Annotated in this window: 11 protein-coding genes; 6 read left to right on the top strand and 5 right to left on the bottom strand. The window is 56.2% G+C overall.

The annotated features are described in order from the left end of the window. Positions 1-7 precede the first annotated feature (7 nt). The 3 genes from fruA to fruB are packed head-to-tail and all read right to left on the bottom strand — an operon-like array spanning position 8 to position 3,778. Positions 8-1,693 (bottom strand): PTS fructose transporter subunit IIBC, encoded by a 1,686-nt coding sequence (gene fruA, locus FFS28_RS09295; protein ID WP_137849395.1) that lies wholly within the window; start codon positions 1,691-1,693, stop codon positions 8-10. Between the two features lie 16 nt (positions 1,694-1,709). Continuing rightward, entirely contained in the window at positions 1,710-2,648 is a 939-nt protein-coding gene (fruK, locus tag FFS28_RS09300; protein WP_006176431.1) for a 1-phosphofructokinase, read from the bottom strand. Beyond that, entirely contained in the window at positions 2,648-3,778 is a 1,131-nt protein-coding gene (gene fruB, locus FFS28_RS09305) for a fused PTS fructose transporter subunit IIA/HPr protein (RefSeq protein WP_137849396.1), read from the bottom strand. The genes fruK and fruB overlap by 1 nt, the downstream gene beginning before the upstream one ends. A 353-nt stretch (positions 3,779-4,131) precedes the next feature. On the opposite strand from fruB, the gene setB reads away from it, so the two are divergent. Further along, positions 4,132-5,313, top strand: a complete 1,182-nt coding sequence (setB, locus tag FFS28_RS09315; protein WP_006176433.1) for a sugar efflux transporter SetB — start codon at positions 4,132-4,134, stop codon at positions 5,311-5,313. Here the strand turns inward: setB and FFS28_RS09320 are convergent. After that, entirely contained in the window at positions 5,310-5,564 is a 255-nt protein-coding gene (locus tag FFS28_RS09320; RefSeq protein ID WP_042320278.1) for a YkgJ family cysteine cluster protein, read from the bottom strand. The genes setB and FFS28_RS09320 overlap by 4 nt on opposite strands. A gap of 163 nt (positions 5,565-5,727) precedes the next feature. On the opposite strand from FFS28_RS09320, the gene yeiP reads away from it, so the two are divergent. Next, positions 5,728-6,300 carry an elongation factor P-like protein YeiP gene (gene yeiP, locus FFS28_RS09325; RefSeq protein ID WP_006176435.1) on the top strand — a complete coding sequence of 191 codons (573 nt, stop codon included), beginning with the start codon at positions 5,728-5,730 and terminating at the stop codon, positions 6,298-6,300. A 117-nt stretch (positions 6,301-6,417) separates the two neighbouring features. On the opposite strand, the gene uxuA is transcribed toward yeiP, so the two are convergent. After that, entirely contained in the window at positions 6,418-7,608 is a 1,191-nt protein-coding gene (gene uxuA / locus FFS28_RS09330) for a mannonate dehydratase (protein WP_137849397.1), read from the bottom strand. 206 nt (positions 7,609-7,814) lie between these two features. Between uxuA and FFS28_RS09335 the strand changes: the two genes are divergently transcribed. The 4 genes from FFS28_RS09335 (at position 7,815) to mepS (ending at position 12,122) form a co-directional block, all read left to right on the top strand. Beyond that, positions 7,815-9,281, top strand: coding sequence for a mannitol dehydrogenase family protein (locus FFS28_RS09335; RefSeq protein ID WP_137849398.1), 1,467 nt, complete (start codon positions 7,815-7,817; stop codon positions 9,279-9,281). Between the two features lie 123 nt (positions 9,282-9,404). Next, positions 9,405-10,391, top strand: coding sequence for a CobW family GTP-binding protein (locus FFS28_RS09340; protein WP_006176438.1), 987 nt, complete (start codon positions 9,405-9,407; stop codon positions 10,389-10,391). 33 nt (positions 10,392-10,424) lie between these two features. Next, positions 10,425-11,141, top strand: a complete 717-nt coding sequence (locus FFS28_RS09345; RefSeq protein ID WP_137849399.1) for a phosphatase PAP2 family protein — start codon at positions 10,425-10,427, stop codon at positions 11,139-11,141. 411 nt (positions 11,142-11,552) lie between these two features. Beyond that, on the top strand, positions 11,553-12,122 hold the full coding sequence (gene mepS, locus FFS28_RS09350; protein ID WP_006176441.1) for a bifunctional murein DD-endopeptidase/murein LD-carboxypeptidase: 570 nt from the start codon (positions 11,553-11,555) through the stop codon (positions 12,120-12,122). Positions 12,123-12,249 lie beyond the last annotated feature (127 nt).

The following is a 12,249-nucleotide window of genomic DNA, read 5'->3' on the forward strand; positions in this document are numbered from 1 at the left end:
TTACTGCTTATGCCACTTTGGCGACGGCTTCAGCTTCCGGGCGTTTCAGCACGGCGTAAGAGAAACCCGCCACCAGCGTACCGGCGACGATCGCCAGCAGATAGCCCAGCACCGGGGTGATTGCGCCAGGGATCAGCAGCACGAACAGACCGCCGTGCGGTGCCATCAGCTTCGCACCCACCGCCATTGAGATAGCGCCGGTCACTGCGCCACCGACGATGCAGCAAGGCAGTACGCGGAATGGATCACGCGCGGCGAACGGAATCGCCCCTTCGGTGATGAAGCACAGGCCCAGCACCAGGGCAGCTTTACCGCCTTCCTGCTGTGCTTTGTCGAACTTACGACGCGCGATGATTGTCGCCAGTCCAAGCGCCAGCGGTGGCACCATACCTGCCGCCATGATCGCCGCCATTGGCGCGTAGGTCTGGGTACTCAGCAGGCCAACGCCAAAGGCATAGGCCGCTTTGTTCACCGGGCCGCCCATGTCGAAACACATCATGCCACCGAGGAGTGCTCCCAGCAGAACGGCGTTCGTCGTCCCCATGGTTTGCAGCCAGTGGGTCAGCCATTCCAGAATGCCCGAAACCGGTTTACCAATCAGGTAAATCATTGCCAGACCGACCACCAAGCTGGAGAGCAGCGGGATGATCAGGATCGGTTTCAGCGCTTCCATGCTCTGCGGCAATTTCAGCTTCGAGCTGATAAGCTTCGCGACGTAACCCGCCAGGAAGCCCGCAATGATACCGCCGATAAAGCCGGAACCGGTGCTCACGGCGAGCATACCGCCGATAAGACCCGGGGTCAGACCCGGACGGTCAGCAATGGAGAAGGCAATAAAGCCTGCCAGTACCGGCACCATCAGCGCGAAGGCTGAGCCGCCACCAATCTGCATCAGCGCTGCGGCCAGGGTGCCCTGTTCCTTAAACGCTTCTATACCAAACGCAAAGGAAAGCGCAATACACAGACCGCCCGCAACAACCATCGGCAGCATGTAAGAGACGCCGGTCAGCAGGTGGCGATACGCGCCCGCAGACTCTTTTTTCCCTTCTGTAGCGGTTTTCGCCGCGCCGGTTGCCTGATACGGCTTAGCTTCCGCCAGCGCTTTATCAAACTCCTGAGCGGTCTTTTTCAGCGCCAGGCCGGTCGAGGTACGGTACATCGGCTTACCGGCGAACTTCGCCAGATCCACTTCGATATCCGCCGCGACGATCACCAGATCCGCCTCAGCTACCTCTTCCGCCGTGATAGGGTTACCCGCGCCAACGGAACCGCGCGTTTCAACCTTCACCCACCAGCCGCGTTTTTTCGCTTCGGTTTCAATGGCTTCAGCCGCCATAAAGGTGTGCGCCACGCCCGTCGGGCAGGCCGTCACGGCAACAATACGTTTCGGGCCGGACGCCGCAACCGGCGCTTCAGCAACAGGTGCGCTGTACACCGTTGCGTGGCCTTTGGCCTCGCTCAGGAACAGCTCAGGATGCGCCACCGCGCGATTGATATCGCCCAGCCATACTTTTTTGCCGTTCAGCGCGCTGTCCGCCGGGATGCTGTCGCCCAGCACAATCGCCAGTTCGGCATCGCCCGGGTTGTCGATAATATCCAGATGTGCTTTGTGAGCCGCCGCGCCCAGCAGCGTCTTCGCCATATAGGCGCGAGCCTGTCCGAGTCCGGAGTCAATAATCAGCAGCGTTTTCATTATTCCTCTCCTGCTGTTAGTTAAAAGGTTTTAAGTCAACGCGCGCCATCATCGCGGCCAACTGGGTACGATCGGTAATGCCGACGTTGCTCTGGCTGACGGCCAGGGCGGCAACGGCGGTGGCAAGACGTAACGTATGCTCGCTGGATTCACGCATCAGCAGGCCGTAAATCAGGCCGCCAACCATCGAATCCCCTGCGCCGACGGTGCTGACAACCTCAACCGACGGTGGTTTGGCGATCCATTCGCCCGAGGCGTTCACCCACAGTGCGCCTTCCGCACCGAGAGAGATCACCACGTGCGCAATACCTTGCTCGCGCAGGGCATGGGCAGCTTCAATCACATCTTTTAATTCTGGCAGCTTGCGGCCTGCCCAGATCTCCAGCTCGCGGCGGTTAGGTTTCACCAGCCATGGCGAGGCCTTGAGGCCGGCTACCAGGGCGTCACGGCTGCTGTCGAAGATAATGCACGGACACTGGCTGCGCAGGCGCGTCATCCAGTCGGTGAAGGCTTCCGGGCTGACGCCTGACGGCAGGCTGCCGCTGACGCAGACCATGTCAAACTGGCCGAGCCAGGTCAGCGAATCGTTAACGAAACGTTCCCAGTCCGATGGCGTAACCTCGAAGCCGGAGAAGTTCAGATCGGTCACTTCACCGTCTTTTTCCGTCAGCTTAACGTTGATGCGGGTACGACCCTGAACGACCTGGAAACGGTTCGCAATGCCCAACTCGCTGAACAACTGCTGAAAACCGTCCTGGTTGTCTTTGCCGAGGAAACCGCCCACGGTGACGTCGATGCCCAGATCCTTAAGAACCTTCGCGACGTTAATGCCTTTCCCTGCTGCATGCAGGCCCGTTGTGCGGACGAGGTTAACTTCGCCGCGCTCGATTTCCGGGCAGAAGCCCACCAGATCGTAAGCCGGGTTGAGGGTAATCGTAGCAACACGTCTGCTCATTATGCGCCCTCCCCCAGACCTGCCGCGATGGCGTCGCCAATCGCTTTCAGCGCCTGTTCAGCATCCGCACCCTGCGCGGTGAAACGCAGGCGGTGGCCTTTCTTCACGCCCAGCGCGACAACTTTCATCAGGCTGCGGCCATTCGCCGGTTTACCTGAACCGTCGAGGTTGGTCACGGTGATGTCACTATCGAACTGTTTCACCGTATTCACCAGCATGGTGCCCGGGCGGGCATGCAGGCCGTGTTCATTACGTACCACAAACTCAGCGCTCAGCACGTCATCCGTCGGCACGTCGTCGCTGGTCAGCAGCGCCAGCACGGTGGCGGCATCAGCGTTCAGCAGTTTTTCAGCTTTATTGTTCAGGAGCAGATCGCCCAGGCGTTTCAGCACGGAAACCGGCTGTTCATCAGCCATGGCGACGGTGACGAGCATCGCAGCACGTTCACCTTCTACCTCGAAAGCGGTGGCCGCGCGGCTAACGGCAATCGCGCTGCGCAGGTTGCCTTCAGCACTGTCGTTCAGCCAGATGCCCTGACCGAGATTCAGCGGTTTGTCGTTAATGACGCGCGTCACGAAGGCAGCATCAGCGGCACCGGCCTCTTTCAGGCGACCGGCGTTCAGCGCCTGCAGCGTCACCAGATCGCTTGTGGCAACGTCCAGGGTCAGCGTTTCGTTGTCCAGCTTCAGCGCTTCGCTCTGTTTTTCACCCATCAGCAGGGCGCGCAGCTCTTCGGCGGTGGTAACAGATTTCAGCTGTTCAGCAACGGCGTCATCGCTTAACACGTGCGTCAGCTGACGCAGCAAGCCCAGGTGTTCATCACTGCTCGCGGCGATACCGATGGCGACATAAGCCACCTGGCCGTCACCCCAGACGACGCCCTGCGGGAACTGATAGACCTGAACGCCGGTTTTCAGTACCTGGTCGCGGGTGTCCGTTGTACCGTGCGGAATGGCAATGCCGTTGCCGAGGAAGGTAGACGTCTGCTGCTCGCGCGCCAGCATGCCATCAACGTAGCCTTCCGCAACGTTGCCTGCCTGTACGAGCGCGGCGGCAATCTGGCGAATGGCCTCTTCTTTATTCCCGGCCTGTTCGCCCGGGTGAATATCCTGAACAGATAACTGGAACATGGTTCTCCTCTCCTGCTGAACTTGAATCGTTTCAGCCTTAATGAGAAAAAATGCGCTAACCTGCTCCGTCAGTTCAAACAAGATAGCGCTGAAACGTTTCAAGAATTCTTGCCTTTTTCTCGAGAATGTTGCAAGAAAAGTTACATTTCGTATAACAGAATTTAGAGATGCCGCACATTTCTGTTGCAGCGAGCCTTTTTGCTGACGTTCAGCAAACGGCGTCAGCAGCTTCAGCTGAACGACTAAAATGAAATGCTATTTTGATTTTTTGTGGCGAAATTGACGGCACCCACTGTTTATTTTATAACGGGCGGCGTAAACTCCGCGGTTTTGTCATTCTCTGATTATAAAACATGCATAACACCCCCGCTGCCGCCTCACCAAAGCCCTTTGATTTGACGTCAACGGCGTTTCTGATTGTCGCTTTCCTCACCGGTATCGCGGGGGCATTACAAACGCCCACGCTGAGCCTGTTTTTAACGAACGAGGTTCATGCCCGCCCGGCGATGGTTGGCTTCTTCTTTACCGGCAGCGCCATTATCGGGATCCTCGTCAGCCAGTTTCTTGCCGGCCGCTCTGACCGTAAAGGCGATCGCAAAAGCCTGATTGTGTTCTGCTGCCTGCTGGGCGTGTTCGCCTGCGTGCTGTTCGCCTGGAACCGAAACTACTTCATTCTGCTGTTTGTCGGCGTATTCCTGAGCAGCTTTGGCTCCACCGCCAACCCGCAGATGTTCGCCCTTGCCCGCGAGCACGCCGATCGCACCGGGCGCGAAGCGGTCATGTTCAGCTCCATTCTGCGTGCCCAGGTCTCCCTGGCATGGGTGATTGGCCCGCCGCTGGCGTATGCGCTGGCGATGGGTTTTGGTTTTACGGTGATGTACCTGAGCGCCGCCGTGGCGTTTGTGGTGTGCGGCGCAATGGTATGGTTTTTCCTGCCGTCGATGCGCAAAGAACCAAAAGTCACGACCGGCGTGCTGGAAGCGCCGCGCCGCAATCGTCGTGACGCGTTGCTGTTATTCATCATTTGTATGCTGATGTGGGGAACCAACAGTCTCTACATTATTAATATGCCGCTGTTTATTATTGACGAGCTGCACCTGCCGGAGAAACTGGCGGGCATTATGATGGGTACCGCGGCAGGTCTGGAGATCCCGACCATGCTCATCGCCGGTTATTACGCGAAGCGCTTCGGAAAGCGCTTTTTGATGCGTATTGCGGCCGTCGCCGGGCTGCTGTTCTATATCGGCATGCTGACGGTGCATAGCCCGGCGCTGCTGCTGGCGTTACAGCTGCTGAACGCGATTTACATCGGGATCCTGGCGGGCATCGGGATGCTCTACTTCCAGGATCTGATGCCTGGACAGGCAGGCGCAGCCACCACCCTTTATACTAATACCACCCGCGTGGGCTGGATTATTGCCGGCTCCATGGCCGGGATCGTGGCGGAAATCTGGAATTATCACACGGTGTTCTGGATTGCGCTGGTGATGTGCGTCGTGACCATCGGGTGTCTGACGCGCATTAAAGACGTTTAGGGTGCGGTGAGGCTCTCCAGCTCAAGCAGCCAGGTCATGGCCTGTTCGCGCGTGCTGCCGCACATTCCGGCGCTGGGCTGAAGCCCGGCGCACACCTTCGGGCGCAAAGGCGAACTAAAGATCATGCACAGATTGGATTCAGAGAGCTGAACGCAGCGCGTGTTTGCCGGCTTGCCCTGCGGCATGCCGGGTATGGGGCTTGAGATGGACGGTGCGGTACAGCACGCGCCACAGTCCGGACGACAATCCATAAAGGCTCTCTGTGGGTAGAAATGCCCGCGCAGTCGGGCATCGGGCGCACAGTAACACCTTTTGTGTATTGATAGCAAAAGCCACGAATTCCTCTTGCCTGAAAGGCCGCGCGCGAGTAATTTGGCGCGATATTTTTTACCTCCCGTAAACAGGATTACTGCAATGCCAAGAGCGAACGAAATTAAGAAAGGTATGGTACTGAATTACAACGGCAAACTGCTGATTGTGAAAGATATCGATATTCAGGCCCCGAGCGCCCGCGGTGCTGCAACGCTGTATAAGATGCGTTTCGCCGACGTGCGTACCGGCCTGAAGGTTGAAGAGCGCTTCAAAGGCGACGATATCGTGGATACCGTGACCCTGACCCGTCGCTACGTTGATTTCTCCTATATCGACGGCAACGAATACGTGTTCATGGATAAAGAAGACTATACGCCGTATATCTTCACCAAAGATCAGATCGAAGAAGAGCTGCTGTTCATTCCTGAAGGTGGGATGCCGGACATGCAGGTGCTGACCTGGGATGGCGTGCTGCTGGCGCTGGAACTGCCGCAAACCGTCGATCTGGAAATTGTCGATACGGCACCGGGTATTAAAGGCGCGTCCGCGAGCGCCCGTAACAAACCGGCAACGCTGACGACCGGTCTGGTTGTTCAGGTGCCTGAGTACCTCTCAGCAGGCGAGAAAATCCGCATCCATATCGAAGAAAAACGCTATATGGGTCGTGCTGACTGATTGCCGCATTTGTCGGGTGACGGCTTCGCCTTACCCGACCTGCAAAAACTCAAAAACCGGCTCTCAGGCCGGTTTTTTGTAGGCCCGGTAAGCGGTAGCGCCTCCGGGCAACAGAGCTTACAGCAGCTCCTGATACTTCGTCATCTTCAGCGCCAGCTCAACGCCGCGCACTTCCGCCATCCCTTTCAGGCGACCAATCGCCGAGTAGCCCGGGTTTGTTTTCTTGCGTAAATCATCCAGCATCTGATGCCCGTGATCCGGACGGAACGGAATCGGACGTACATCGCCCGCCTGCTTACGGCGAACTTCCTGCGCCAGGATTGCATCCACCACCGCCACCATATTCACGTCGCCGCCCAGGTGCGCCGCTTCGTGGAAGGTTTTTGGGTTCTCTTCCCGGCAGGTAGCGCGAAGGTGGGTGAAGTGGATCCGATCGCCAAAGGTCTCGATCATCTGCACCAGGTCGTTATCCGCGCGCACGCCGTAGGAGCCGGTGCACATGGTAAAGCCGTTATAGATGCTGTCGACCGTCTCTTTCAGCCACTGCATATCCTCGATCGTCGAGACAATACGCGGCAGGCCGAGGATGGGACGCGGAGGATCGTCAGGATGGATAGCCAGACGCACTTTCACCTCTTCTGCGACCGGGACAATGGCGCGCAGGAAGTGGGCCATGTTGTCGCGCAGCTGGTTTTTATCGATATTGCCGTACTCGGCCAGACGCGCGCGGAACTGATCCAGGGTGTACCCCTCTTCTGCCCCCGGCAGACCGGCAATGATATTGCGCGTCAGCTTTTCGATATCGGCTTCGCTGGCGGCATCAAACCACTGCTTCGCCTGCTGCTGCTCTTCGGCGGTGTAATCCGCTTCAGCACCAGAACGTTTCAGAATGTGCAGCTCAAAGGCCGCAAAGGCAATCTGGTCAAAGCGCAGCGCTTTAGAGCCGTCTGCCATCTGGTATTCCAGATCGGTACGCGTCCAGTCCAGAATAGGCATAAAGTTATAGCAAACGGTGTCAATCCCGCAGGCGGCGAGGTTACGGATGCTCTGCTGATAGTTGGCAATCCAGGTGTCGCACTCGCCGGAACGGGTTTTGATCTCTTCGTGCACCGGGATGCTTTCGACCACAGACCAGGTTAAGCCCTTTTCCGCCAGCAGCGCCTGACGCTGTTTGATTTGGTCAACCGGCCACACCTGGCCGTTGGGAATGTGGTGCAGTGCCGTCACGACGCCCGTCGCGCCTGCCTGACGCACATCATCAAGCGAAACCGGATCGTTCGGTCCGTACCAACGCCAGGTTTGTTCCATCGTCCCACCCCCTTAAAGTTGTTATACCAATATGAATGACTGTGTTGACGACTACCATACATGTTTAATCATGTGGGTCAATATAGCCCACGGCATTGATTGATCAAACTCACATAATCGCGATATTTACGGCTTACCAATTCTCTTTGTTGTCATATAACTTTACACTGGCATTGTTAATTAATGGTTAATCAGGTGTGTATTTCATGAAGACAATTGCCTCCACCGCGCTTCCTTCCCGTGTTCAACAGCCGCATTACGACCGTCAGTCACTGCGCTCGCGCATCGTCCATTTTGGCTTTGGTGCGTTTCATCGCGCGCATCAGGCATTGTTAACAGACCGGGTACTGAACGCAAAGGGGGGTGACTGGGGGATTTGCGAGATCAGCCTGTTCAGCGGCGACGTGCTGATGAGCCAGCTGCGCGCCCAGGACCATCTGTTTACCGTGCTGGAGAAAGGGCCTGACGGGAATCAGCCGATTATCGTCGGTGCGGTGCATGAATGTCTGAATGCAAAACTCGACTCGCTGGCGGCAATCATTGAAAAATTTTGCGAACCCCAGGTGGCGATTGTTTCCCTCACCATCACTGAAAAAGGCTATTGCCTCGACCCGGCTACAGGCAGGCTGGATACGCAAAACGCCCGCATTGTCCATGACCTTGAAAATCCGTCTGAACCACATTCCGCGCCGGGTATTCTGGTCGAAGCGCTGCATCGCCGCCGCGAACGGGGGTTGCAGCCGTTTACCGTTCTCTCATGCGATAACATCCCGGATAACGGACATGTGGTGAAAAACGCCGTGCTCGGGATGGCGCAAAAACGCTCCCCTGAGCTTGCCGCCTGGATTGATGCGCACGTCAACTTCCCGGGCACCATGGTCGACCGGATTGTTCCGGCCGCCACCGAGGCCTCTCTGGCCGAAATCACCCAGGCCCTTGGCGTGGACGATCCCTGCGCCATCAGCTGTGAGCCATTTATCCAGTGGGTGGTTGAAGATAACTTTGTCGCCGGACGGCCAGAGTGGGAGGTCGCAGGCGTGCAGATGGTGCAGGACGTTTTGCCCTGGGAGCAAATGAAACTGCGGATGCTGAACGGTAGCCACTCGTTTCTGGCCTACCTTGGCTACCTGGCGGGCTATGCGCATATTAATGAATGCATGGTGGATGAGCACTTCCGTGAAGCCGCGCGCCGGTTGATGCTGGACGAGCAGGCCCCTACCCTGCGCATTACGGATGTTGACCTCACCGCCTATGCCGACAGCCTGATCGACCGTTTTGCCAACCCGGCGCTTCAGCACCGGACCTGGCAGATTGCGATGGACGGCAGCCAGAAATTGCCGCAGCGGATGCTCGACGGCATTCGGGTGCATCTTGAACGTCACACTGCGTGGCCTCTGCTGGCGCTGGGCGTGGCAGGCTGGATGCGCTACGTCAGCGGCACGGATGACCAGGGAAACGCAATCGACGTTCGCGATCCGCTTAGCGAGAAAATCCGTGGCATTGTGAGCACCAGCAGCGAAGCCGATCGCGTCACCGCCCTGCTGGGGCTAAACGAGATCTTCGGCCACGACCTGCCGCAAACGCCGGCGTTCGTGGACGCAATCGTTCAGGCCTACCAGCGCCTCGTCCGCGATGGCGCGCGCCGGGCCGTTATCGAAACGTTAAATATTTAGCGATTATTGCGTTTAACGCGAACGGGGTGCCTCTCCGTTCGCGCCTCCCCTTCTCAATGTCCGTTTTTTTCGCCAGGATGATAGATTATCGGTTTAGCATTACGATTATCTCTCGGAGCACACGTGACCAAAACCAACCTCATCACCGGCTTCCTCGGTAGCGGCAAAACCACCTCCATTCTGCATTTGCTGGCAAATAAAGATCCGGCCGAAAAATGGGCCGTGCTGGTTAACGAATTTGGCGAAGTCGGTATCGACGGCGCGCTGCTGGCCAACAGCGGTGCGATGATCAAGGAGATCCCCGGCGGCTGCATGTGCTGTGTGAATGGTCTGCCGATGCAGGTGGGGCTGAACACGCTGCTCCGTCAGGGCAAACCCGACCGTCTGCTGATTGAACCCACGGGGCTGGGCCATCCGAAGCAAATTCTCGATTTACTGACCGCACCGGTTTATGAACCCTGGATCGATCTGCGCGCCACGCTTTGCCTGCTCGACCCGCGCCAGCTGCTCGATGAAAAAACGCTGAGCAATGAGAACTTCCGCGACCAGCTCGCCTCGGCAGATATCATTGTGGCGAATAAATCCGACCGCAGCACGCCCGAGAGCCAGGCGGCACTGGCGGCCTGGTGGCAACACGCGGGCGGCGGACGCCAGCGTGTCGAGACCACGCAGGGAAACATTGATGGCGCGCTGCTCGATCTTCCTCGCCTGAATCAGACAGAACTGCCATCCAGCCCCGAGCATGCGCATCATCATGGCGTGAAGCATGGCCTGGCGGCGTTAAGCCTGCCTGAGCATCAGCGCTGGCGGCGTAACCTGAACAGCGGTCAGGGGCATCAGGCCTGCGGATGGATTTTTGACGCCGACACGCAGTTTGACACCATCGGCATCCTTGAGTGGGCCAGGCTGGCCCCGGTTGAGCGTGTAAAAGGGGTGATGCGCACGCAGGACGGCCTGGTGCGGATAAACCGCCAGGGTGAGGACTTCTTTATCGAAACGCAGAACGTCGCGCCGCCGGATAGCCGAATAGAGTTAATTAGTGCGGTTAACACCGACTGGAACGCACTCCAGTCCAGTCTGTTGAAGCTTCGTTTAAGTTCGGGTGGCTAACGTTGCCCCAGTTTTAACACTATGCTGAAGACTATGACGACTCGATACCCCCAGATATTACTGCTGAACGCCGCCGGGCTGGCGCTCTTTTTATCCTGGTATCTTCCGGTGAACCACGGCCTGTGGTTCCCGCTGGATTCCAGCATTTTCCATTTCTTTAATCAGGAACTGGTAAAAAGTAAGGCGTTTTTATGGCTGGTAGCGATTACCAATAACCGTGCCTTTGACGGTTGCTCGCTGCTGGCGATGGGCTGTTTAATGCTCTCCTTCTGGCTGAAAGAGGACAAAACAGGGCGTCGTCGTATCATAATGATGGGTCTGGTGATGCTGCTGACGGCGGTGGTGATCAACCAGCTGGCGCAGCATCTGATGCCGGTTAAACGCGCAAGCCCCTCCCTTTCGTTCCCGAATATTTACCGTGTGAGTGAATTGCTGCATATTTCGACAAAAGACGCGTCGAAAGACAGTTTCCCTGGCGATCACGGCATGATGCTGCTTATTTTCTCCGCCTTCATGCTGCGTTATTTCGGTAAAAAAGCCTTTGCCATTGCTCTGGCCATCGTCGTGATATTTGCCTTCCCGCGCGTTATGATTGGTGCGCACTGGTTTACCGATATTGCCGTTGGCTCCCTGACGGCGGTGCTCATTGGGGTGCCATGGTGCTTAATGACCCCCTTAAGCGACCGTTTAATTGCGCTTTTCGATCGTTACCTGCCCGGAAATAGCAACAAAATTAAAACAAATACCTAACCTAAATTATCATCATCCATCAGGGATCGTTTGGGATCCCTGATGCGTCTCCCCCTTTCGCCTGTCTGGCTGTCATATTATCGTCATCATATTCATGTTAGAAATGAATGAATTGCGCATTTAAGCAGCAACATTGACGGCATTTTGCGCTATTGCGGTTATTCACTTTCTGTATCACTTTTTCTTATAAAAAAAAGGGTATTTTTGCTCGCAATAGCCCTTGCAATCGGGTAATCTCAGACTCGTTTTGCCCCACAAAGATAATTATTACTGTGGTGAATAAATTTGTGCGCTGAGCCACAGATTTGGCCATAAAGAATTGTCTGATTGTGCGCAGGTAATTAGTCTCGTCACGTTTGGCATTTTTTATAACGATTTTTTCGTTAAGGACTTCAAGGGATAATAAACAACATGGTCAAATCTCAACCGATTTTGAGATATATCTTGCGGGGGATCCCGGCGATTGCAGTGGCGGTACTGCTTTCAGCATGTAGCACAACGAACACCGCGAAGAATATGCATCCTGAGACGCGTGTTGTGGGAATGGAAGATTCCTCTTCACTGCAAGCCTCTCAGGATGAATTTGAAAATATGGTACGTAATCTGGACGTGAAGTCCCGTATTATGGACCAGTATGCTGACTGGAAAGGCGTGCGTTATCGTCTGGGCGGCAGCACCAAGAAAGGCATTGATTGTTCCGGTTTCGTACAGCGTACCTTCCGCGAGCAATTTGGGTTAGACCTCCCGCGTTCAACCTATGAACAGCAGGTGATGGGCAAGTCGATTTCACGCACCAAACTGCGTACCGGTGATTTAGTCCTGTTCAAAGCAGGATCGACCGGCCGACATGTGGGCATTTATATCGGTAACGATCAGTTTGTTCATGCCTCCACCAGCAGCGGTGTGACCATCTCCAGCATGAACGAGCCATACTGGAAGAAGCGCTACAACGAAGCGCGCCGAGTTTTGACCCGCAGTTAATATAACTGTTGTATCGTGAGTTATCCCTTGGCTGGCGATACGATAAAGAAAGGCACTGCTTCGGCAGTGTTTTTTTTTGCCCGTTACACTGAACACATTCAGCGGCCATTCAGGAAGCACGACGTCT

The sequence above is a fragment of the Enterobacter sp. 2VL genome (assembly GCF_005503595.1).
Taxonomy (GTDB): Bacteria; Pseudomonadota; Gammaproteobacteria; order Enterobacterales; family Enterobacteriaceae; genus Enterobacter; species Enterobacter cancerogenus.

Bases quoted from the DNA above. Each gene is read 5' to 3' on its own strand.
- fruA (WP_137849395.1), bottom strand. From the start codon at position 1,693: ATGAAAACGCTGCTGATTATTGACTCCGGACTCGGACAGGCTCGCGCC.
- fruK (WP_006176431.1), bottom strand. From the start codon at position 2,648: ATGAGCAGACGTGTTGCTACGATTACCCTCAACCCGGCTTACGATCTG.
- fruB (WP_137849396.1), bottom strand. From the start codon at position 3,778: ATGTTCCAGTTATCTGTTCAGGATATTCACCCGGGCGAACAGGCCGGG.
- setB (WP_006176433.1), top strand. From the start codon at position 4,132: ATGCATAACACCCCCGCTGCCGCCTCACCAAAGCCCTTTGATTTGACG.
- FFS28_RS09320 (WP_042320278.1), bottom strand. From the start codon at position 5,564: ATGGATTGTCGTCCGGACTGTGGCGCGTGCTGTACCGCACCGTCCATC.
- yeiP (WP_006176435.1), top strand. From the start codon at position 5,728: ATGCCAAGAGCGAACGAAATTAAGAAAGGTATGGTACTGAATTACAAC.
- uxuA (WP_137849397.1), bottom strand. From the start codon at position 7,608: ATGGAACAAACCTGGCGTTGGTACGGACCGAACGATCCGGTTTCGCTT.
- FFS28_RS09335 (WP_137849398.1), top strand. From the start codon at position 7,815: ATGAAGACAATTGCCTCCACCGCGCTTCCTTCCCGTGTTCAACAGCCG.
- FFS28_RS09345 (WP_137849399.1), top strand. From the start codon at position 10,425: ATGACGACTCGATACCCCCAGATATTACTGCTGAACGCCGCCGGGCTG.
- mepS (WP_006176441.1), top strand. From the start codon at position 11,553: ATGGTCAAATCTCAACCGATTTTGAGATATATCTTGCGGGGGATCCCG.